At 71.8% G+C, this 22,009-nt stretch carries 17 protein-coding genes; 8 read left to right on the top strand and 9 right to left on the bottom strand.

Annotated elements, in window-relative coordinates; genetic code table 11:
- Window positions 1-1,016: 1,016 nt before the first annotated feature.
- A complete protein-coding gene (locus ACOZ38_RS40820; protein ID WP_424536227.1) occupies window positions 1,017-2,213 on the bottom strand; it encodes an MFS transporter in 1,197 nt (398 codons plus the stop codon).
- A gap of 153 nt (window positions 2,214-2,366) precedes the next feature.
- On the opposite strand from ACOZ38_RS40820, the gene ACOZ38_RS40815 reads away from it, so the two are divergent.
- A complete protein-coding gene (locus ACOZ38_RS40815) occupies window positions 2,367-2,828 on the top strand; it encodes a MarR family winged helix-turn-helix transcriptional regulator (RefSeq protein WP_424536226.1) in 462 nt (153 codons plus the stop codon).
- 166 nt (window positions 2,829-2,994) lie between these two features.
- Here the strand turns inward: ACOZ38_RS40815 and ACOZ38_RS40810 are convergent, their stop codons facing one another.
- The 3 genes from ACOZ38_RS40810 to ACOZ38_RS40800 all read right to left on the bottom strand — a co-directional run bounded on the left by ACOZ38_RS40810 (window position 2,995) and on the right by ACOZ38_RS40800 (window position 4,498).
- Entirely contained in the window at window positions 2,995-3,588 is a 594-nt protein-coding gene (locus tag ACOZ38_RS40810; protein ID WP_424536225.1) for a hypothetical protein, read from the bottom strand.
- A 113-nt stretch (window positions 3,589-3,701) separates the two neighbouring features.
- Window positions 3,702-4,262 carry a Clp protease N-terminal domain-containing protein gene (locus tag ACOZ38_RS40805; RefSeq protein ID WP_424536224.1) on the bottom strand — a complete coding sequence of 187 codons (561 nt, stop codon included), beginning with the start codon at window positions 4,260-4,262 and terminating at the stop codon, window positions 3,702-3,704.
- Window positions 4,263-4,264: 2 nt separating this feature from the next.
- The gene (locus tag ACOZ38_RS40800; RefSeq protein WP_363916241.1) at window positions 4,265-4,498 is read right to left on the bottom strand and encodes a helix-turn-helix domain-containing protein; all 234 of its coding nucleotides are present in this window, start codon (window positions 4,496-4,498) and stop codon (window positions 4,265-4,267) included.
- Window positions 4,499-4,667: 169 nt separating this feature from the next.
- Here ACOZ38_RS40800 and ACOZ38_RS40795 point away from each other — a divergent pair, with 169 nt between their 5' ends.
- Together ACOZ38_RS40795 and ACOZ38_RS40790 are read left to right on the top strand one after the other, a co-directional pair.
- On the top strand, window positions 4,668-6,359 hold the full coding sequence (locus ACOZ38_RS40795) for an ABC transporter ATP-binding protein (RefSeq protein WP_424536223.1): 1,692 nt from the start codon (window positions 4,668-4,670) through the stop codon (window positions 6,357-6,359).
- Between the two features lie 194 nt (window positions 6,360-6,553).
- Window positions 6,554-8,287: an ABC transporter ATP-binding protein gene (locus ACOZ38_RS40790; protein ID WP_424537181.1), complete on the top strand. Its 1,734-nt coding sequence runs from the start codon at window positions 6,554-6,556 to the stop codon at window positions 8,285-8,287.
- A 21-nt stretch (window positions 8,288-8,308) separates the two neighbouring features.
- On the opposite strand, the gene ACOZ38_RS40785 is transcribed toward ACOZ38_RS40790, so the two are convergent.
- Window positions 8,309-10,372 (bottom strand): LpqB family beta-propeller domain-containing protein, encoded by a 2,064-nt coding sequence (locus ACOZ38_RS40785; protein WP_424536222.1) that lies wholly within the window; start codon window positions 10,370-10,372, stop codon window positions 8,309-8,311.
- A gap of 70 nt (window positions 10,373-10,442) precedes the next feature.
- Here ACOZ38_RS40785 and mshB point away from each other — a divergent pair, with 70 nt between their 5' ends.
- From mshB to ACOZ38_RS40760, 5 genes are all read left to right on the top strand, one after another.
- Window positions 10,443-11,351, top strand: a complete 909-nt coding sequence (mshB, locus tag ACOZ38_RS40780) for an N-acetyl-1-D-myo-inositol-2-amino-2-deoxy-alpha-D-glucopyranoside deacetylase (protein WP_424536221.1) — start codon at window positions 10,443-10,445, stop codon at window positions 11,349-11,351.
- Between the two features lie 9 nt (window positions 11,352-11,360).
- Window positions 11,361-11,828, top strand: coding sequence for a DUF6113 family protein (locus tag ACOZ38_RS40775; protein ID WP_424536220.1), 468 nt, complete (start codon window positions 11,361-11,363; stop codon window positions 11,826-11,828).
- Between the two features lie 10 nt (window positions 11,829-11,838).
- On the top strand, window positions 11,839-12,354 hold the full coding sequence (locus tag ACOZ38_RS40770) for a flavin reductase family protein (protein ID WP_424536219.1): 516 nt from the start codon (window positions 11,839-11,841) through the stop codon (window positions 12,352-12,354).
- Window positions 12,355-12,397: 43 nt separating this feature from the next.
- Window positions 12,398-12,889 (top strand): hypothetical protein, encoded by a 492-nt coding sequence (locus tag ACOZ38_RS40765; RefSeq protein ID WP_424536218.1) that lies wholly within the window; start codon window positions 12,398-12,400, stop codon window positions 12,887-12,889.
- Between the two features lie 98 nt (window positions 12,890-12,987).
- Window positions 12,988-13,959: an MBL fold metallo-hydrolase gene (locus ACOZ38_RS40760; protein WP_424536217.1), complete on the top strand. Its 972-nt coding sequence runs from the start codon at window positions 12,988-12,990 to the stop codon at window positions 13,957-13,959.
- A gap of 3 nt (window positions 13,960-13,962) precedes the next feature.
- Here ACOZ38_RS40760 and cysS read toward each other — a convergent pair whose 3' ends face one another.
- The 4 genes from cysS to ACOZ38_RS40740 all read right to left on the bottom strand — a co-directional run bounded on the left by cysS (window position 13,963) and on the right by ACOZ38_RS40740 (window position 21,985).
- Entirely contained in the window at window positions 13,963-15,351 is a 1,389-nt protein-coding gene (gene cysS, locus ACOZ38_RS40755; protein WP_405141641.1) for a cysteine--tRNA ligase, read from the bottom strand.
- A gap of 80 nt (window positions 15,352-15,431) precedes the next feature.
- Window positions 15,432-17,291 carry a sigma factor-like helix-turn-helix DNA-binding protein gene (locus tag ACOZ38_RS40750; protein ID WP_424536216.1) on the bottom strand — a complete coding sequence of 620 codons (1,860 nt, stop codon included), beginning with the start codon at window positions 17,289-17,291 and terminating at the stop codon, window positions 15,432-15,434.
- A 69-nt stretch (window positions 17,292-17,360) separates the two neighbouring features.
- On the bottom strand, window positions 17,361-19,430 hold the full coding sequence (locus ACOZ38_RS40745) for a UvrD-helicase domain-containing protein (protein ID WP_424536215.1): 2,070 nt from the start codon (window positions 19,428-19,430) through the stop codon (window positions 17,361-17,363).
- 11 nt (window positions 19,431-19,441) lie between these two features.
- Window positions 19,442-21,985 carry a hypothetical protein gene (locus ACOZ38_RS40740; RefSeq protein ID WP_424536214.1) on the bottom strand — a complete coding sequence of 848 codons (2,544 nt, stop codon included), beginning with the start codon at window positions 21,983-21,985 and terminating at the stop codon, window positions 19,442-19,444.
- Window positions 21,986-22,009 lie beyond the last annotated feature (24 nt).

Genomic DNA, 22,009 nt, shown 5'->3' with positions numbered 1-22,009 from the left:
GGGCGTGCCGCAGCCCTGGCGGTTCCGCGACGTCGGGATGGTAGGGCTGGGCGTTGAGCCAGGTAGCTGCCCGGCCTCTGGCAGCGGATCGACCGTAGGGCGACCTCTCAGGCGATGCGGGTGCCTGCCGTTGCCGCTTGTGCGCGTAAGCCATGACCTGCGGCTACGGCGCGCCTGCGGGCCCAGGTCGGCATGTCTTGCGTGGGGGTGGCAGGAAGCGGTCAGGGTGGTGCAGCTTGCTGCCGTCGTTTCGTCTGGTTTGTGGGTTGTGGTTGCCGCAGAGTTGTTTGTGCGAGAACAAATACACAGCCCTCCAGAAAAGAGTCAGAGAAATGACGAACTCCACCGCCTCGAAGCGTTCCGCCGGCACCACCTGGGACTCGTACTCCCGCACCGCCGGAACCACCTGGGACAGCTACGGCCGCACCCCCGGCACCACCTGGGACTAAGAATAAGCAAACCATTCGGGCCAGTACGAGAAACCGCACCGCCAGCCCGGCGAACACTCTTCGGAAACCGGTAGATCAGCTCCACTCGACAGCACATAAGAAAAGCATACGGACAGGCCAGGCCAAGCCGATTGAGACGATCGCCATCCAGATCCAAGACCGATGGCACCGGCAGGAATCAATCGGCCGGACATCGAATCGGCCGGACATTCAATCGCGCGGACATCGAAGCGGCCGGGCATCGAACGCCAGGGATGAAGACGGTCAGGGCAGACGCTAGAGACGGTGCTCGCCAGGCCCGACCAGTCAGGCCCCCAGCGGACTCTCCCGCCTCAGGCGTCCACCACCCCCAGCGTCCGGACGCCGCCCCCGTGGCCCCCGCACACCCGGCCCCCACGACGTCAACCACCTGCGACGCCGGCTCCCGCACACACCCGGCCCTCGTCAGGCCCGGCCCCAGTGACGCCAGGCTCCCCGTCACGTTCTAGCCCCCCGCCGCAGTGGCGGGCGAGAACCCGGCGCCTCCCGTCTACGTCATACCCGGCCCACGGTCCTGGTGAGACCTGGTCAGCCGGCGAGGTTGTCGGAGTACTGCGGTACGGGAATCGGTTCGGTGCGCCGGTAGGCGAGACGGGTGGCGGCCACGAGCACGGCCAGCCCGGCGAGGGTGAGGGCCGCGCCAGTCCAGATGGGCGCGGTGTATCCCAGGCCGGCGGCGAGGGTCAGGCCGCCGAGCCACGCGCCGAAGGCGTTGCCGATGTTGAACGCCGCGATGTTCGCCCCCGAGGCAAGCGTGGGCGCCCGGTCCGCGTAGTGCATGATCCGCATCTGCAGTCCCGGCACCGTGGCGAACCCGAAGGCCCCCATCAGGACCAGGGAGACCGTCGTCATCACCTGGTTGTGCGCGGTGAGGGCGAACACCCCCAGCACGACGGTGAGCGCGGCGAGGACGGTGATCAACGTGCGGGGAACGGACCTGTCGGCCGCTTTGCCGCCCGCGAAGTTACCGGCGAACAGGCCGGCGCCGAACAGGACCAGCAGCCACGGCACCGCCGAGGAGGCGAACCCGCTGACCTCGGTCAGGGTGTACGCGATGTAGGTGAAGGCGCCGAACATGCCGCCGAAGCCGAGGACCGTGACGGTGAGCGACAACCAGACCTGCGGGTGGGTGAAGGCGGCCAGCTCGCCCCGTAGCCCGGCGTCCCGCGCTCCGTCCGGGCTCCGGCCGGAGACCAGGGTCGCCACACCGATCAGGGCGATGACGCCGATGACGGTGATGGCCCAGAACGTGGAGCACCAGCCCAGCTGCTGGCCCAGCAAGGTGCCGAACGGCACGCCGAGGACGTTGGCGGTGGTGAGGCCGGCGAACATCATGGCGATCGCGCCGGCCCGCTTGGCCGGTGCCACCATGTCGGCGGCGACCACGGATCCGATGCCGAAGAACGCGCCGTGACAGAGGGCGGCGACGACCCGGCCGAGCATCATCACCGCGTAGCTGGGAGCGATCGCGGACAGCAGGTTGCCGATGATGAACAGCACCATCAGGCCGAGCAGCACGTGCTTGCGGTTGAACCTCGTCGCGGCGGCCGTGAGGCCGATGGCGCCGACGGCGACGCTCAGCGCGTACCCGGAGATGAGCCAGCCGGCGGCGGCCTCCGTGACGCCGAAATCACGGGCGACCTCGGGTAGCAGGCCGGCGATGACGAACTCGGTGAGTCCGATGCCGAAACCCCCGATGGCAAGGGCGAGCAGACCGAGAGGCATCCGTCTTTCCTTCCGATGATTAAACGCGTATGCAACTAGCCGCGTGGGCAACAATATACTTGCACACGCGCTTAATCGTCACTGGCGTGTAAGCTGCTTACAGAAGGTGAACGGCCGTCCCAGGGGGAGGGCCCAGGCCCTCAGGAGGCGGTCATGGGGATCGGGGACGACGCGGTGGAGGTCCGCGCCCAGGGCTGGCGCACGCTGGCGGCGCTCCACGGCCTGATCGAGGCCGCGCTGGAGCGTGAGCTGCAGTCCGAGTACGTCCTGTCGGTCGTGGAGTACACGGTGCTGGACGCGCTGTCGCGACAGGACGGCTGGCACATGCGCATGCAGCAGCTCGCCCGCGCCGCCGCGCTCTCCAGCAGTGCGACCACGCGGCTGGTGAACCGGCTCGAAGACCGCGGCCTGCTGACCCGCATCCTGTGCCAGGACGACCGCCGGGGCATCTACACCGAGCTCACCGGCCAGGGGTGGGAGCTGCTGAGCAAGGCCCGGCCGGCCCACGACGTGGTCCTTGCCAAGGCGCTGGCCGAGGCCGAGCAGACCCCCGAGCTCGCGCCTCTGGTCGAGGCGCTGCACCGCCTGCCGGCCGAGCCGAGATCAGTGCACTAGCGGTACGCGGCCGGGGTCAGGCCGGTGATCGGGGTGACATGGGCGGCCCGGGTCCACATTCGGTCCGGCGATGAGCGGCCGGGGTCCGGGTTCAGGCCGGTGAACGGGGTGATATGGGCGGCCCGGGTCCACATTCGGTCCGGCGATGAGCGCCCGGGGTCCGGGTTCAGGCCGGTGATCGGGGTGGCATGACCTCGCGGAGGAACTTCACCAGGTCATCGGAGTCCAGTCCGAGCAGGCCGGCGCGGTGGGCGGCCATCAGGAGCAGGTGGGCCACCAGCTCGGTGCGGCGTTCGTGGTCGCCGAACCATTCCCACAACCGGTCGAAGCCGAGGTCGGTGAGCTCGGTGCCGAGTCCGTACCGGTCCCTGACCTCGGACACCACTCCCGCGATGGCGTCCAGCGGCGAGGATCCCGGACGCAGGCACAGCAGGCCGGGGCGGTGGGGATCGGGTGACCACCGGCAGCCCGAAGGCGGATGGGCCTTGACCTCGGCGTAGACGTCGAGATCGTCCCTGTCGGATCCGCAGGTGGTGAACTGCAGCAGGAAGGCGAACACCGGCTCCCCGTCGGCGCCGGCCAGCACCGGCGGGGAGACGTCCAGCACGTTGATGACCCGCTGCTCCGCGACCAGCTCCTGGAGCTGCCAGGCGGCCATGCGCGGGTCGTCCACCGTGACGGTGCCGATGCCGGGAAGCGAGGCCTGCCACAGGCCGTCCTCCACCTCCACGATCGTGGCGACCGGTCTGCCCCCGTTCATCCGCCTACCTTCCCGCTCATGGATCCGGAACCGCGCGAATCCAGGACCTGTGATACCGAGACTAGGCGTCTCGCGCCTCGTCGGGCCTGGATACGCGCGTGCCCGTCCTCAGGTCAGCGCAGTTCGACGCGGACCTCGCGGCGGAGGGCCTCGAAGTCGACGCCAGCGTCGGCGATGACCCGGGCGGCCAGCCCCTGGCCCTCCCGGAGCAGGCCGAGAAGGATGTGCCCGTTGCCGATGTAGTTGTGCTTGAGGGCGATGGCCTCGCGCAGCGAGAGCTCCAGCACCTTCTTGGCACGCCCCGAGAAGGGGATGTGGCCCCCGAGGCGCCACGGGCGCCCGCGGCGCGGCCGGGGCTCCCGGTCGAGGGCGCCCGGCCCGAAAGCAGCCTCGACCTTCTCCCGAATCGCGTCGAGGTCGATGCCGATCGACTCCAGCGCGCCCGCGTCGAGATCGTCGGCCGGCGCCGCCGCCAGGAGCCGGGCCACGGCGTCGCCGATCTGGTCGTGGTCGAGCCCGTGCCGCGCGAGGACCCGCGCGGCCACCGTGTCGGGTTGCTGGAGAAGGGCGAGCAGCAAGTGCTCGGTCCCTATGTAGTCGTGGTTGAACAGCCGGGCCTCGTCTTGGGCGAGCACGACCGTCTGGCGCGCGTCCTCGTGGAACCGCTCGAACATCCCTACTTCTCCCGCCTGAGTAGCCCTCGGCCGCCTGCGTACTTCTTGTGGACCGCCTGCCTGCTCACGCCGAGCAGTACCGCGATCTCCTGCCAGGACCAGCCCTGTTCGCGGGCGTTGTCCACCTGGAGTGCCTCCAGCCGCTCGACCAGCGTCCGCAGCGCCCGTACGGCCCGGAGGCCGACGGCCGGATCGCGGCTGCCGGCGTCGGAGGCCAGCTGTGCCGTGTTGCTCATGAGTGTCAATATAAGTTGACACCAGGAGCGTGTCAACCATAGTTGACGAGCGAGGGCGGACGATCTACGCGGACCGCGTTCTAGGCCTGATGTTTTCGCTGGTATGGCCGCATGAGGCCGGAAAAATCGTTTGCCGCGCCACCCCCGGGTTTGCCAGCCTGGAGGGGCTATGCGCTCCCTGCCTCTTGCCGATCCCGGCATTCCCGATGCCCGCAGTCCGCTCCGGTACCTGTGGTGGGTGGCACGCGGGCAGGCGATCCCGCTCCTCACGGGCATCGGATTCGCCGTGCTGTGGTGGCTGGGGCAGGCGCTCGTCCCCTCGGCCCTCGGCAAGGCCGTCGACAGCCTCACCACACGCGACACCGAGGGGTTGGTGCGCTGGTCAGCGGTGCTGCTCGGTCTCGGTGTCGTGACCGCGTTCGGCGGTGTGATGCGCCACAGGCTGGCGGTCTTCAACTGGCTGGCCGCCGCCTACCGCACGGTTCAGGTCACCGCGCGCCAGGCCACCCGGCTCGGCGCCACGCTGCCCAAGCTGCTGTCGACCGGCGAGGTCATCAGCGTCGGCAACTCCGACATCGCGCACATCGGCAACGCCATGGACATCCTGCTGCGCGGCGTCGGCTCGATCGTCGCCATCATCGCCGTCACGGTGATCCTCATCACAACCTCACCGCAGCTCGGCCTGATGGTGCTGCTCGGCGTCCCGCTGATGGCGCTGGCCGTCGGCCCGCTGCTCAGGCCCCTGCACCGGCGGCAGCACGAGCAGCGCGACCTCCAGGGTGACCTCGCCACCCGGGCCTCCGACATCGTCGCGGGCCTCAGGGTGCTGCGCGGCATCGGCGGCGAGCAGGTCTTCGCCGACCGCTACCGCGAGGAGTCCCAGCGGGTGCGGGGAGCCGGAGTGCGGGTGGCGTCGATGGACGCCGCTCTGGAGGGCGCCCAGCTCCTGCTGCCGGGCATGCTCATCGCCTTCGTCACCTGGCGGGGCGCGCACTACGCGATGGACGGCATGATCACGGTCGGCCAGCTCGTCGCCTTCTACGGGTACGCGCTGTTCCTGGTGGGCCCGCTCCGCACGCTCACCGAGGCGGCCGACAAGCTCACCAAGGGCCATGTGGCGGCCCGCAGGGTCATCCGCATCCTGTCGCTGGACCCCGAGGTCCAGGGCGCGGGTACGGCCGTGACCGCCGGGGGCGATCTGGTGGACGCGGCGTCCGGCGTCACCGTGCGGCAGGGACGGTTCACCGCCCTGGCCGGCGCGGTGCCCGAGGACGCCATCGCCGTCGCCGACCGGCTCGGCCACTACGTGGCGGCAGAGGCCACCTTCGGCGGCGTGCCACTGGCCGACCTGCCGCTGGAGGAGGTCAGGCGCCGCATCCTGGTGGCTGACAACGGCGCCAGGCTGTTCAGCGGGCGCCTGCGCGACCAGCTCGACGTCACCGGCTTCGCCTCCGAGGACGCCCTGCGGCGCGCCCTGCGCGCCGCCTGCGCCGAGGACGTCGTCGAGGCGCTCCCCGGGGGCATCGAGTCGCACGTGGCCGAGGCCGGCCGGGAGTTCTCCGGCGGCCAGCAGCAGCGCCTGCGGCTCGCACGCGCGCTGCTCGCCGACCCCGAGGTGCTCGTCCTGGTGGAGCCGACCAGCGCGGTCGACGCCCACACCGAGGCGCGCATCGCCGAGCGGCTCGGGGAGGCCCGTCTCGGGCGCACGACGCTGGTCTGCACCACAAGCCCGCTGGTGCTCGACCGGGCGGACACCGTGATCTACATGCGGGACGGCCGGGTGCGCGCCGAGGGGTCCCACCGCTCGCTGCTCGCCACCGATCCCGACTACACCGCGACCGTGACCCGAGGGGAGGTCTGACCGTGAAGGTGCGCCAGGCCAGTGAGAGCGAGCTGGCGGAGAGCCCGTCAGGCGAGAGCCGAGCCACCGAGGACCGTACGCGCGAGGGCCGTGCGGACGAGGGCCGTGCGGACGAGGGCCGTGCGGACGAGGGTGAGACCGGCGAACGTCCCACCGGCGACGGCAAGCCGGTCACGAGCGGCGACCAGAGGCGCATCCTGCCGGTCGCCGACCAGGCGCAGGTGCGGGCGTACGCCAGGCGGCTGACGCTGAAGTACCCGCGCCGGCTCGCGGCGGCCCTGGGCCTGCACGGCCTCGCCGCCGTCGCGGGCCTCACCGGGCCACGCCTGCTGGGCGAGCTGGTCGAGGGCGTGCGAGAGGGCACGGGCATCAGCGTCGACGCCGTCGCACTGACCATCGCCGGCTTCGTCGTCGTGCAGGCCGTGCTCATCAGGTACGCGGTCTACGTCTCCGCCAAGCTCGGCGAGAAGGTGCTCGCCGAGCTGCGGGAGGAGTTCGTCGACCGCGTGCTCGCACTGCCCCTGTCGACCGTCGAGCGCGCGGGCTCGGGCGACCTGGTCACCCGCACCTCGCGGGACGTCGACTCGCTGTCGCGCACGGTGCGGCACGCCGTGCCGGAGACGCTGATCGCCGTGGTGGCGGGCGCGTTCGTGTTGGGCGCGCTGGCCCTGGTGGGGCCGCTGCTCGTGCTGCCCTCGCTCCTCGCGGTGCCCCTGATCTGGTTCGCCACCCGGTGGTACCTCAAGCGGGCCAGGGACGGCTACCTGCGCGAGAACGCCGCGTACGCGGACATGACCGAGGGCCTCACCGAGACCGTGGAGGGCGCGAGGACCGTCGAGGCGTTCGGCCTGCAGCGCCGCCGGCACGAGCGCACCGACACCGACATCACACGGTCCTGGGCGGCCGAGCGCTACACCCTTGGCCTGCGCACGGTGTGGTTCCCCTCGGTGGAGTTCGGCTACGTGATCCCCATCGTCGCGACACTGCTGATCGGGGGCCTGTTCTACCTGCACGGATGGGTCTCGCTGGCCCAGGTGACCGCGGCCACGCTGTACGTGCAGCAGCTCATCGACCCGCTCGACCGGCTGCTGTCGTGGGTCGACGAGCTCCAGGTCGGCGGGGCGTCCATGGCCAGGCTGCTCGGCGTGGCGAACGTCCCCGACGACCGCAACGCGGGCGCGGGCCGCCCCCTCGGCGAGACGATGGTCGCCGACGACGTGCGGTACTCCTACCGCGACGGCCACGACGTGCTGCACGGCGTCTCGCTGCGGGTCGCTCCGGGTGAGCGGCTCGCGATGGTCGGCCCCTCGGGGGCGGGCAAGTCGACGCTGGGCCGCCTGCTCGCGGGCATCCACGGCCCGCGCACCGGCTCGGTGACGGTCGGCGGCGTCCCGCTGGTCGACCTGCCCCTGGACGAGCTGCGCGGCCACGTCGCGCTCGTCACCCAGGAACACCACGTGTTCCGGGGCACGGTGCGCGACAACGTGCTCATCGCGCGGCCCGAGGCCGACGACGCCGCCGTCAAGGAGGCGCTGGAGGCCGTCGACGCGTGGGAGTGGGTCGAGGCGCTTCCTGACGGGCTCGGCACGGTCGTCGGCTCGGGCGGCCTCGCGGTGTCGCCCGCGCAGGCCCAGCAGATGGCGCTCGCGCGGCTGGTGCTCGCTGACCCGCACACGCTGGTGCTGGACGAGGCCACCTCGCTGATCGACCCGCGCGCCGCGCGGCACCTGGAGCGGTCGCTGGCGGCCGTGCTCGACGGGCGCACCGTCATCGCCATCGCGCACCGGCTGTACACCGCGCACGACGCCGACCGGGTCGCCGTCGTCGAGGACGGCCGCATCAGCGAGCTGGGCTCGCACGACGAGCTGGTCGCCGCGGGAGGCGCCTACGCCGCCCTGTGGGACAGCTGGCACGGCATCTCCCGCTGACGACCGGGCCCGGGTGGGACCTCAGGCGTCCAGGGAACGCCTGAGGAACTCCACCTGGAGAAGCAGCAGGTTCTCCGCGACGACCTCCTGCGGGGTCATGTGGGTGACGCCCGAAAGCGGCAGCACTGTGTGGGGACGGCCGGCGGCGACGAGGGACGACGAAAGGCGCAGCGTGTGGGCCGCCACCACGTTGTCGTCGGCGAGGCCGTGGATGAGCAGCAGCGCCCGCTCGAGCTTCTCGGCGTCGGCCATGAGCGACGACCGGTCGTACACGTCGGGAAGCTCGCCGGGGTGGCCGAGGTAACGCTCGGTGTAGGCGGTGTCGTAGAGCCGCCAGTCGGTGACGGGTGCCCCGGCGATGGCCGCGTGGAAGACGTCGGGCCTGCGCAGCACCGCCAGCGCCGCGAGGAAGCCGCCGAACGACCAGCCCTTGATGGCCACCCGCGAGAGGTCGAGGTCGCCCGGGTAGAGCTGGGCGGCGCCCTTCAGGGCGTCGACCTGGTCTTCGAGCGCGGGGGTCGCCAGGTCGTGCAGCACCTCGCGCTCGAAGGCGGGGCCCCGGCCCGGGGTGCCCCGGCCGTCCGCCACGATCACCGCGAAACCCTGGTCGGCGAACCACTGGGACTCCAGGAACCCACGGCCCGAGGCCATCACGCGCTGCGCGTGGGGCCCGCCGTAGGGGTCCATGAGGACGGGGAGGCGCCGGGAACCGGGCACGTGCCCGCTCGGCAGCAGCACGGCGGTGGACAGCTCTCGCTCGCCCGTGCGGACCAGCGAGACGCGGGGCTCCAGCTTGGGCCGCTCGGCCAGCGAGGCGATGTGCAGGCGCTTCTGGCCGTTCTCGACCCGCACCGTGGTGCCGGGGCTGTCCAGGGTCTGGCTGACGACCAGCAGGGTGCCGCCGGACAGGCGGCCGTTGTGGACGCCGGGCTCGCTGGTGACCGGGGAGATGGCCCCGCCCGACCAGGTCCACAGATGGATCTCGGTGGGCTCGGCGCTCGCGCGGAACAGCACGGTGTCGCCGGAGACGCCGAGCACGTCGCGGACCTGGAGGGTCGGCGGGGTGACCGGGGCGTCGCCGACGACCAGGCGCCGGCCGCCGTCTGCGTCGGCCACCCACACCAGCGTGCCGTCGGAGAGGCGCGCGGGGACCCCGGCGACGACGTCGACCCACGCGTCGTCGGTGTCCTCGCGCACGAGCTCGGTCGCGCCGGTGGCGGGGTCGACGGTGAGGACGCGGATGGCCTTCTGGTCGCGGGGCATCGTGACGATCGTCGCGCCGTGGCGGTCCCACACGGCCGTCACCAGGTATTCATCGTCGAAGGGCACCTGCGTGCGGGAGCCGTCGAGACCGAGGACGAGCAGCTCGACGGTGGCGTTGGCGGTGCCGGCCGATGGGTAGGCCACCGCCGTGGGCGTGCGGGACGGGTTGGCCGGGTCGGAGATGTGCCAGGTCTGGACGGGCGACTCGTCGGCACGCTCGGCGAGCAGCGCCGTGCCGTCGGGGGACCACCAGTAGCCGCGCATGCGGTCGAGCTCCTCGGCGGCGATGAACTCCGCCAGGCCGTACGTCACGCCGGCGCCCTCTGGGGACGCCAGCGCGCGGTCGTCGCCCGTGGCGACCTCCTGGACGTGCAGGGCGCCGCCGGTGACGTACGCCACGCGGGCGCCGTCGGGGGACAGGCGGGGGTCGATCACCGGGCCGGGGGTGTCGAGCCGCCGCACGGCGCCAGACCTCAGATCGGCCAGGTAAAGCCCGCCGGACAGCGCGAAGGCCGCCGAGGTCAGCGCGGAGTCGGCGCCGAAGGCCACCACGCCGCCGGCCTGCTCCCTGGCGCGCTCACGGCGGGCCTTCTCCTCGGCGGGCAGGTCTTCGTCGGCCGCGCCGAGGTCGGCGGGGTCGACCACCATGCGCTCGGCGCCCGAGGATAGGTCGAGCTCCCACAGGCAGGTCACCGGGTCGGTGCCCGACCGGCTGCGCAGGAAGACGACGCGGCCGCCATCGGGGGCGATGACGAAGCCACGGGGCACTCCGAGGGTGAAGCGGCGGGTCCTGGCGTAAAGACGCGGAAAGCTCTCACTCATGCTGTTCATATTGCCAGGCCAACACGTTGGGAGATGCTTCCTGTCGGAGGCCGGGGATACCCTCGACCACATGACTGAACGTCGTTTGCTGCTCGTGCACGCCCACCCCGATGACGAGACGAGCGGCACCGGGGCCACGATGGCGAAGTACGCCGCGGAGGGCGCCCATGTCACGCTCGTCACCTGCACCCTCGGTGAGGAGGGCGAGATCGTGGTGCCCGACCTGGCCCACCTCGCCGCGGACAAGGAAGACCGGCTCGGCGAGCACCGCGTCGGCGAGCTGGAGGCCGCGTGCAAGGCCCTGGGCGTCGACGACCACCGGTTCCTCGGCGGGCCCGGCCGCTGGCGCGACTCCGGCATGATGGGCGTCCCCGCCAACGACAACCCCCAGTGCTTCTGGCGGGCCGATCTCGACGAGGCCGCCGGCGAGCTGGTCAAGATCATTCGTGAGGTCAGGCCGCAGGTGCTGGTCACCTATGACGACAACGGCTTCTACGGCCACCCCGACCACATCCAGGCGCACCGGGTCGCCTGGCGGGGGTTCGAGCTGGCCGCCGATCCCTCGTTCGGTGAGGGTGAGCCCTGGCAGATCGCCAAGTTCTACTTCACGACCATGCCGAAGTCCGCGATGCGGCGGGTCGCCGAGGCCATGCGCGACACCGACTTCGACTTCTTCAACGAGGAGACGCTGGACGACCTGCCCTTCGGCTCCGCCGACGAGGAGGTCACCACCGAGATCGACGCCCGCCCCCACGCCGTCGCCAAGCTGGACGCCATGCGGGCCCACCGCTCGCAGATCGACCTCAGCGCGCCCTGGTTCGTGATCTCCGACAGCATGGGCCACGAGTCCATCGGCATCGAGCACTTCATCCTCAAGTCCGGCCGGCGCGGGCCCGCAGGAAGGGGCGTGCCGCAGGAGGCCGGCGGTCTCGGCGAGCCGCACGACCGCGAAGACGATCTCTTCGCGGGCATCGGCTAGCCTTTCAGCATGGAGGAAGAGCAGGTAGAGGACGAAACCGCGACGCGGCGGGGCTCCGACGCCGTGATCACGGGCGCGGCCTACGGCATGCTCTTCGTGCTCGGCGTCGTCTTCGGCGTCGTGGCCGGGCTTGAGCACTCCTGGGACGTGGGAGACGCCGTTCCGCCCATTCCGATCATCCTCTCCCTCGTGCTGTTCGGCCTGCTGTACGGCGCGGGGCGGCTGATGGACAGCAAGCTCGGCGCGTTCGTCCCCGGCATGGGGTGGATGCTCGCCGCGCTGCTGTTCTCGGTCAAGAGGCCCGAGGGCGATCTGGTCATCGCCGCCAACGTCGCCGGCTACTGGTACCTCGGCTGCGGAGCCCTGGCCCTGGTGGTCGCCGTCCTGCTCATTCCTTCGTCCGGTTCGTGGCTGATGCACCAGGGTTCGTATGGCAAAGGGCGCCGCATGAATATTTCGGATGGGATGTCCGCATAAGCTGGCCAGCGTGTATCAGGGATCTGTCGAGAGCCAGGTTGATCAGGCGGTCTTCCGCAGGGTGACGGGGCGCTTCGCCACCGGCGTCGCGATCGTCACCACCCTCGCCGACGGCATCGACCACGCGATGACGGTCAACTCCTTCGCCTCGGTCTCTCTTGATCCGCTCCTGGTGCTGGTGTGCGTCGAGAAGATCGCCAGGTTCCACGACGCCGTGATCGACGCCGGGGTGTGGGGGGTCTCCATCCTCGGAGAGGACGGCGAGGAGGCCTCCCGGGCCTTCGCCACCCGCGGCCGTACGCTCGAAGGGCAGCTCGACCGCTGGTCGCACCGCCGGGGCGGGCTGGGGCTCGCGCTGTTCGACACCGCCATCGCTACGCTGGAGTGCCGCACGACCGTCGTCCACGACGGAGGCGACCACTCGATCGTCGTCGGGAACGTCGTCTCGGCGGACACCCCGAGGGACGTCCCTCCGCTCATCTACTACGAGGGCCGCTACCGCCACCTGCGCCCGCCGGGTAGATAGGCCGCCCTACCGGTCGCCGGGGCCGTTGGGTGACAATCAAGACATGCGCGGACGGCACCGGGCGAGGCGGGTGCTCAACTACGTCAACCTGTCGACACCGCTGGGGCTGCTCATCGCGGTGATCGGGCGGGCCGAGGTGCGGCGCGGCGAGCACGGCCTGCTGTACGCCCACGGATACCGCATCCCCTTCCCGGTCGCCGGCGCGTTCACGGTCGGCAACGTGGTGCTGACGGCCCAGCGGGAGGGTTACCTGACCGGCGCCCTGCTGAGGCACGAGGCCCGGCACGCCACCCAGTACGCCTTCTGCGGCGGCCTGCCCCTGCTGCCGCTGTATGTCCTCGCCCTGCTGGTGTCGGTGGCCGTCTGCGGCCACCCTGCCTCCTGGAACGTCTTCGAACGCCTGGCCGACCTGGACGAGGGAGGCTACCCGAGGCACCCCTCCCGATGGAGAAGGCGCACCCTGGAGGAGAAGACCCTGGCTGAACGCCGTCCAATCCACACCAGGGAGGACATGACGGATACCTCGTACGACTGAGGCATGTTTTCCGCCCACGGGGGATCATCAGAGCAGAGTGGTGATTGATCCCTGTGGAACAGCCCCGCCTCCCACTCGGCGACGAACCGGAGGGTCGCATGTCGCAATCCGTCAGCCCTGAGGTTTCCCCTGTCACGCAGCCGCGTGAGCGCACGTTTCCCGCCGACTTCAAGGACCGCCTGACCTGCCCGCTGCCCGACTTCCGCGAGGTCATGAGCGTCGCGTGGCACGGAGGATTCCGCCCCGACATCGGGGACGCCGACCAGATCCCCGTGCTGAGGGCGGGTCTGTCCCCGATCACCGCGACGGACGCGGCGGTCACGTGGGTGGGCCACGCGACGTACGTGCTGCGCATCGGGGGCCTGACGGTGCTGACGGACCCCGTCTGGTCGCGGAAGATCCCGGGAGTGCGGCAGCGGCTGACACCGCCCGGCGTGGCCTGGAGCGACCTGCCCCCGGTGGACGCCGTCGTGATCAGCCACAACCACTACGATCATCTTGACGCCCCGACGATGCGCCGCCTGCCGAGGCACACTCCGGTCTTCGTCCCCGCCAACCTGGCGAGCTGGTTCACCAAGAAGGGGTTCACGAACGTCACGGAGCTCGACTGGTGGGAGAGCGCCCAGATCGGCGAGGTGACCTTCGACTTCGTGCCCGCCCACCACTGGAGCCGCAGGTCGCTGTTCGACACCTGCAAGTCGCTGTGGGGCGGCTGGGTGCTGACCTCGCAGGACCAGCGCGTCTACTTCGCCGGTGACACCGCGTACGGCGACCGTTTCAAGCTCATCGGGGACCGCTACCCGGGCATCGACCTCGCGCTGATGCCGGTGGGCGCGTACGAGCCGCGGTGGTTCATGCACGTCTCGCACGTGGACCCCGCCGAGGCCGTGTTGGCGTGCGCCGACGTCGGCGCACGGCGGATGGCGACCATGCACTGGGGGACCTTCGTGCTCTCGGGCGAGCCGCTGATGGCCCCCGTGCAGGAGGCCCGCGCGGCCTGGATCGCCTCAGGACGCGACCGCGCGGACCTCTGGGACCTGGCGGTGGGCGAGACCAGGGTGCTCACCTGACCTTCAGGACCACTGCTGTCCCTGCGGGGTGTCGGTGACCTTGACGCCCAGCGCGGCCAGCTCGTCGCGGAGGCGGTCGGAGGCCGCCCAGTCTCTGGTCTCGCGGGCCTTCGCCCTGGCCTCCAGCAGCTCGGCCGCGCCGGGCGGCAGGACCGCGACGACGGGGGGCTTGCCGATGTCGACCGAGAGGTCGAGGCCGAGCACGTGGTCGAGGTGCAGGAACGTCTCGAGGCGGGAGCCGGGGTCCACCGTCTCGTCCCGTTCGAGCTCGCGCACGACGCGCAGGGCGGTGGGGGTGTCCAGGTCGTCGTCGAAGGCGGCCTGGGCGCGGTCGGCGTACTCGGCGGCGATCGGCCGGCTGGGGGACTCCGCCCACTCGGCGACGCGCTGCCGCCACCGGCGCAGGGTGCGGTCGGCGGCGTGGAGGGTGTCCCAGGTGAGGTTCATCTGCTGGCGGTAACGGTGTTCGAGCAGCGCCAGACGCACGGCAAGGGGGTCGAGCCCGGCGGCCACGACGTCGGACAGGAGCACGACGTTGCCGGTGGACTTGGCCATCTTGCGGCCGTCGAACAGCACGTGCTCGCCGTGGACCCAGTGCTTGACGACGTCGTGCCCGACCGAGGCGTTCGACTGGGCGCGCTCGTCCTCATGGTGGGGGAAGCGCAGGTCCTTGCCGCCGGTGTGGATGTCGATGTGCTCGCCGAGGAAGCGCAGGGACATGGCCGAGCACTCGATGTGCCAGCCGGGGAACCCCCGGCCCCAGGGGGTCTCCCAGGTCATCTCGCGGTCGGAGCCCTTCCACAGGGCCCAGTCGGCGTGGAAGCGCTTGCGCGGGTCGACGCCCTCGACCCGGTGGCCGGGCTTCAGCGCGTCAAGCCGGTTTCCGGAAATTTCGCCGTAAGTTGGGAAGCTCCGCGCGTCGAAGAAGACCGAGCCGTCGTCCACGGCATAGGCGTGGCCCTTCTCGATGAGCTTGGCGATCAGCTCGATCATCAGGTCGATCGTCTCGGTGGCACGCGGGGTGTGCTCGGGGGTGCGCATGTTGAGCGCCGAGGTGTCGCGGCGGAAGGCGTCCTCGTAGAAGCGGGCGATCTCCATGGCCGAGCGCCCCTCGCGGCGGGCCTGCTGGAGGACCTTGTCCTCGCCCGACGCGTCGATCTCCTCGTCGTCGACCAGGTGGCCGACGTCGGTGATGTTCTGGCAGACCACCGACCGCACCCGGCTCTGCTCCAGGACCCTGCGGATCAGGTCGGACAACAGGTACGACCTGAGGTTGCCCACGTGGGCGTACCGGTAGACGGTCGGCCCGCAGGTGTACATGCGCAGGACGCGGGCGTTCGCGGGGACGATCGCTTCGAGCTGCCTGGACCTGGTGTCATACAGCCGCAACATGCCACCGAGCTTAGGCCATGGATTACGGCCTGTACGAGCCCTGGGGATCATCGGCGGCGGGCATCACGAGGCTCGGGAGGTCACCCCGCCTCGGGGTCGAGGAAGGCCAGGATGTCGCGGTCACCGCGCTCGCGAAGGCGGGTCAGGACCTCCTCGCGCGAGGCGCCGTCCGCGAGGCCGATGCGGGCCCCGATCAGGCGCAGCGCCTCGGCCTCGGAGGCGACCGGGGCGGTGTACCCGATGAGGTGCAGCGCCATGTTGACCGGCGGAATCCCCTGGGCGGCCTGCGGCAGATAGCGGGTCAGCAGCTCGCCGCCGTCCGACACCGTCATGAAGATCGAGTCGCCCTCGCTGGCGTTGTAGTCGGCCAGCACCGGCCTGATCGAGCCCATCGTCGGCTGGTTGTGCCAGCTGATCACGACGTCGCCCGAGGGCGTGGAGGTCGTGAGCTGCCCGCCGGGCGCCATGCCGAGGTGCGCGGCGAAGCCGGTCGGAAGCGGGGACCCCGAGCCGCGCAGGTGCTCGGCGTTGACGTCGACGCGGTGCCACCAGCGCCCGTCCCGGCTGCGGAACGACCGGCGCGTCATCGACACGTCGCGGCGCGGGTGGTACGGCTCGGCCTGCTCGGGCGCGGCGACGCGGATCCATCCCCGCTGGGTGCGCTCGAACCCCGGCCCGCCCGCGTACGCGCGCACGGAGCTCTCGCTGACCTCGTACCGCGTGGTCAGGTTGGCCACGATGGTGTTCACCGAGGCCTCGCCGCCCGCCCGCTCGATCTCGCGGACGATCATCTCGCGGATGCCGATGTACTCCTCGCCGCCCCAGCGCGACAGCCCGTAGCGGTTCCTGTCGACGCGCAGGAAGCGCTCGTCGGCGGTGAGCTGGTTGCGGATGCCGACCAGGCTGTAGTCCTCGCCGATGCGGGTCTGGATCTCCTCGGGGCTCAGCGGGCTCTCGGCGACGGCCAGCACGGCCTCGGCCTTCTCGTTCACGCTGCGCGGCCACGGGACGACGTGGCCCTCCAGGATGCGCAGGTGCGGGACGGAGGCGAGCCAGCGCTCGGCGACGTCCTCCCGCACCCCGAGCTGGGCGACCATCGTGACGGCCTCCGGCAGCTTCACCGGCCCGCCGGTGAACAGCTGACGGGTCTTCTCCTTCAGCTCGTCGGCGCCCCCGGCGACCAGCCAGCCCTCCACCTGGTCGTAGCCGGTCAGCAGGGTGCGGACGAACCGCCAGGTCGGCACGCCCAGGGTCGCCAGCTCGGTGCGGTGCCAGGGCACCGCGGCGGCGAGGTCGTCGGCGGGCACTGCGGAGCCGAGCCGTCCCCGCAGCCAGGCGAGGTGGGCGGCCAGCGGGGTGGCCTCGGGGGTGGCGAGCCGCGTCTGGACGTGGTCGCGAAGGTCACGCTCGATCTGCCGGATGCGCTCGCGGGTCACGGAGAACCGCTGCGCCAGCTCGTCGAGCGTCACCCGGCGCTCGGCGTAGACCCGGTCCTTGGCGATGGCCCGCTGCCGGTCGTCGAGCGCGGCGAAGATCCCGTCGATCAGCTCGGGGATCGGCCGGTCGGGCTTGGCCGGCTGGGCGGGCACGGGCGCGGCCTCGCGGCCGGGCTGCGTCTCGGAGGCCAGCATCCGCGACAGCACGCTCGTGAACAGCGCGTGCACGACCTCGCGGCTCTCGGGCGTGCGCAGGCTCTTCTCCGGGTCCGTCATCCGGATCAGGGGCAGGATGTCGCCGAGCGGTAGGTGCCCCCAGCAGGCCATGGACAGGTCGGCGAGTCGCGCCGCGACCTGAGCGGTTCCGACGATCAGGCAGGCGCGGTCCAGGGGGAGTGCCTGCCACCACGCGTCCGGGAGACGGGCGTCGCTCGCGATCGGCTCGACCTGGCTGGGTGCTGTCCAGCGCAGGGGAGGCACGATGTCGCTAAGGCTCAAATTCATGGGGGTCCAACCGGCATGGGGCTTGGGTCGGGATGAGACTCGGTCTTATCCGCAGTTCAGGTTATTGGGTCATGGTGGCAGAAAGGGACTTGCCCGGCCGGAGTAGGACACGTAAAGCCGCTCGGCGGCCCGCGTGCAGGCCATGTAGAGCAGCCCTCGTTCCCGCTGCAGGTCGTGGGCGCGTGCCGTCGGATCCTCGGCGGCGGGGGTGAGCGCGTCGGCCGATGGCACGATGCCGTCGGCCACGCCGATCAGGGCGACCCGGCGGAACTCCAGGCCCTTCAGGCCGTGGAGCGTGGTGACCCGCACCGGGGCCTCCGCGCTCGCGAGCGCCGCCTTGGCGTCCCTGACGAGGTCGCTCAGGCGGGTCGCGACGGCGATCTCGTCGGGGGGCACCCCGTCGCCGATCCACTCCTTGACGAGGGTCACCAGGCCGGCCAGCTCCGCCTCGCCCGAGGTGTACTCCCGGACGATCGGGCGGGTGCCCAGGTGCGTCGCGCGGAAGCCCACCAGCTCGATGATGCCGTCGACCAGTCCGTCGGCCGGGCCCCCGCCGCGCAGCCGCACGCCCCACGAGAGGATCTCCTGCGGCAGGCGGTGGGAGATGGTGAGGCGGTGGCTCTCGGCCTTGATGCCGAGCGTGCTCAGCGCCACCCGGGTGTCGAAGACGCGCTGGTGGGGGTCGCCGACGATGAACAGGTCGTTCGGCGAGGGCGGCACGGCGGCGCGCAGGAGCCGCCACTGCGCCGGGTGCAGGTCCTGCGCCTCGTCCACCACGATGTGCCGGTAAGGCTCGCGCCCCGGAGCGTCGTCGCCGAGCAGGTCGCCCGTGGTACGGCCGAGCAGCGTGGAGGCCTCGGAGGCGAGCTGGAGCAGCGTGCGCCTGCCGGAGGCGCGCAGCCGCACGGTGACGTGCTCGATGGCCTTCCAGACCGCGGTGCGCTCCTCGCATTCGAGCTCGACGCTGCGGCCGGGACGTCGCGCGGTGAGGTACTCCTGCACGGTGCAGAGGTTCTGGGCGAGGATCACCTGCTCCCACTCGCGCAGCAGGAACGCCGGGCTGTGCAGGTCGCCCGAGATCTCCGAGGCCTCCTGCCACAGCGTGGCCAGGTCGGGCGCGCCGACCAGGAGCGGGGGACGGCCCTCGGCCTCGGCGACGATGCGGTGGGCGAGGCGCTCGACGTTGCCGACCTCGATGCGCTCGCGCACCTCCTGGTCGTCCACCAGTAGGTCGAGCTTCGCGGCCACGTCGGTGGCCACGCCGTGGGAGAAGGTCACGAGCAGCACCCGGCCGGCGCCGGCCCGGGCGAGGTGGGCGGCGCGGTGCAGCGCCACCAGGGTCTTGCCGGTGCCCGCGCCGCCGGTGACCAGCACCGGCACGGCGTAGCTGTCCTGGTGGGCCAGGCGGTGCTGGGTCGGGTAGAGGAAAGTGCACCAGTGCGGGGTGGTGAGCACCCGGTCGAGCGCGCTCGGGTCGGGGACGAAGACGGCCCGGTCGGGCGTGCGTTCGAGGGCGGCGGTGAGGTCGGTGACGTCCACGGTGGTCGCGGGCACCGCGACGCGCGTGTCCAGCGCCCGCCAGGCCTCGGCGACCGAGCCGCCCTGGCCGAGAACCGACAGCGGGGCGAACTGGCTCTCGGGGAGCAGGGGTTCGAGCGCGTCGAGGTTGGCGCCCGTGGTGATCAGCCGCACCAGGGGGAGCACCTCGGCGTCGATGCCGAGCCCGAGCAGGTCGCTGTCGCAGACGTGCGCGAACAGCCGCCACTCGGTGGACTCCGCCGACCGGCGCAGCGCGGGCTCGACCCGTTCGAGGGCCTCGGCGTTCCAGATCTCGGCGACCCCGATGGCCGCGTTGACGGCGAAGCGGTGCCGCTGGGCGTACGACCAGGCCTCGGCGTCCGGCAGCACGGTGAGCATCCAGTAGACGTCGCGCTGCCGCACGACCACCCCGCGGTGGTGGTCGGCGAGCCGCAGCGTCGCCACGCGCGAGTCCCGGGTGTTGCGCACCCGCTCGGGGTGGGGGGCGGACGTGGTGTTCTGCAGGAACCGGCGCATGGCGATCACGGCGTCCCGGTGTACGGGCCGGGGAAGCGCGTCGAGATCCCGGGGGACCTCGGGGGCGATCGCGAGCCGGGGCACCGCGGTTCCCGTCAGACCATCAGGGACAGCAGGTCGCGGTCCCCGCGTTCTCGGAGCCGGTTCATCAGGTCGGGCAGCCCCACGGGCCCGGTCATGCCGATGCGGGTCGCCAGCACCCGGATGGTCTCTTCGAGCGACTCGGGGCCGCCGTTGGTGGTGTGGCCGGCCAGCCGCAGCGCCACCGCGCCCTTGTCGAGGTCGCCGGTCGACGCGGGCACCAGCCTGGCCCGCAGGACCTTGTCCTCCTCCGCCACGGTGAGGAACAGGTGGGCTCCGGGCTGCGCGCCCATGTCGTGGAGCAGCTGTCCGAGCGACTCGATGACGGGACGGGCCTGCCAGCTCAGCGTGACCTCTCCCGCCGCGCTCATCACGGTGTGGCTCTCGCCCGGCGACAGCCCAAGGTAGGCGGCGAACCCGCTCGGCAGCGGGCACTCCCCGCCGGTGAGCTGCTCGGGCGCGACGTCCACCCGCAGCCACCAGAGGCCGTCCGGATGCCGGAAGCACCTGCGGGTCATCGACACGTCCTTGAGCTGGCCGGTCGGCGTCGACTGGGGCCCCTCGGGGTCGCCCGGCCGCTCCTCCTCGGCCTTGCCGGGCTTCTTGTTGCTCTGGATGCGTAGCTGCGGGACGTTCTCCAGCCACTCCTTGGCGACCTCGGGATGGATGCCCAGGGTCGACACCAGTTCGAGTGCGCGGGCCACCGTCGGCGGGCGTTCGGCGTTGAGGATCAGGGCGCAGGTCTGGTCGCGCAGCTCCGCGATGTCCCCCGACACCAGCCAGTCGTCCTGGACCGTGTAACCGGGCAGCGTGGCGAGCACGAACTGCCAGGCCGGGACGTCGAGGGAGCGCAGCTCCCTGGTGTGCCAGTCGGCGGCGGTCATCAGGCGCGACTTGGGCGCGGCCACGCCGAGGGTGCCGGGGAGCTTCTCCAGGTGCTGGGTGTACGGCGCGGCGTCCGCGCTGTCGAGCCAGGCGGCCAGCCTGCCGCGCAGCTCGTCCTCAAGGGCCACGATGTCCTCGGGGCTGACGGCGAACAGCTTGGCCAGCTCCTCGGGGGCGGCGGGGGAGTCGGCGAAGACGTGGTTCTGCGCCACCGCCCAGGTCTTGTCGTCGAGGTCGGCGAAGGCCGCGTCGATGAGCGCGGGGATGTCCCTCTCGGTGCGCCCGGTGCCCAGCTCGTCGGTGTTCGTGCCGGCGGGGGCCCCCTCGGAGGCGGCGGGGCCCTCGGGCTCGCGCGGCGGCTCTCCGTCGTCCGCGATGTCGCGGTCCTGCGTGCCCTCGGGGCCGAGGGGGGCCACGTCGCCTTCCGCGGTCCCAAAGCTCTCCGCGGTCCCGAAGCTCTCCGCGATCCCGAGGTCTTCCGGGGCGTCCGTACCTCCCGGGGCTTCCGCGCCTTCCGGGCCCTCCGGGGCTTCTGCGGGCGCGGGGCCCTTGGCGGCGAAGGGGTCGGGGGCGGGGCCGCCGGGCCCGAACGGGCCGGAGTCCGGGCCGAACGGGTCGAGGTCGCGGGGGAACGGGCCGGGATCGAACGGCTCCGGCTCGGGCACGAAGGGGCGGGGAGCCGGAGTGAACCCAGGATCGTCCCCGCCGAACCCAGGGCCGTCCGGGGAGAATCCGGGCACGTCGTTGCCGAACGCGGGGACGTCGTTGCCGAAGGCGGGGACGTCGGGGGGGTAGGTGGGCGCGCTCGGGGCGGTGAAGGGACGTTCGGTGCGCGGGGGCGGGGTGAACATCGAGGTGCGGGACCGGCCGGAGCCGCTCTCGCCAGGGGCGGCGCCGGGGAACTCCCTGGAGACGTGCTGCTTCAGCGCGGCCTCCGCCATGCGGGCCGCGGCGAGGCCGAGGGGGTCGCTCCGGTCGATCGACGACTTCTGCCTCTTCGGCAGCGGCGGCGCGGGCCGTACGGGAAGCGGCTCGGCCCGTGCGGGCGACCCGGTGTCCGTGGAGCGGTCCGCCGGGGACGCCTGAGGCCCTGTGGAGGCCCCGCGGGCCGGTACGGGGCTTTCGTGAGCCGGTGCGCGCCTGCGCGCCTCCGGAGCCGCCGAGGCGGGCTGGGGCGTCTCCGCGGCCCGTGAGGGCGTCTCGTGGGCCTCCTCGGCGTGGAGGGACGGCCGTGCCGCGTGGTCGTCGAGATTGGCGCTCTGGTCGCCGGTGGGCGTCAGCCGTACGAAGACCGCGGTGAACAGGGCGGTCAGGACCGGCCTGGCGCGGATGAACGGCTGGTCGGCCAGCTCGCGGCCGGTCAGCGAGAGCAGGCCGAACCACGAGCCCACGCGGTCGAGGGCGATGGAGACCTGCGGCTCGTCGGCCTCGTCGGGATCCATGACGTGCAGGGCGGGCAGGATGTCGCCCAGCGCGGCGGCCGGCCAGTGCTCCATCGACAGCTCTGTGAGGAGCTCACCGAGCGCCTCGGGGCCGAGCACGGCGAAGACCCGGCTGAGGGGGGCGGCCCGCCACCAGGCGTCCGGCAGGTTCGGCACGTCGCGGAGCTGCGAGAATGCGGTCGCGTCACTCCACCGAAGCGGAGGCACGAGATCACTCAGGCAGAAGTTCATCCCGTTTCCTCTCCGGTGATTCCG

The sequence above is a fragment of the Sphaerisporangium viridialbum genome (genome assembly GCF_049674955.1).
In the GTDB taxonomy this organism is placed as follows: Bacteria; Actinomycetota; Actinomycetes; order Streptosporangiales; family Streptosporangiaceae; genus Sphaerisporangium; species Sphaerisporangium viridialbum.
The sequence above is the reverse complement of the archived record's forward strand: the minus strand, read 5'-3'. Positions and strand labels throughout refer to the sequence as shown.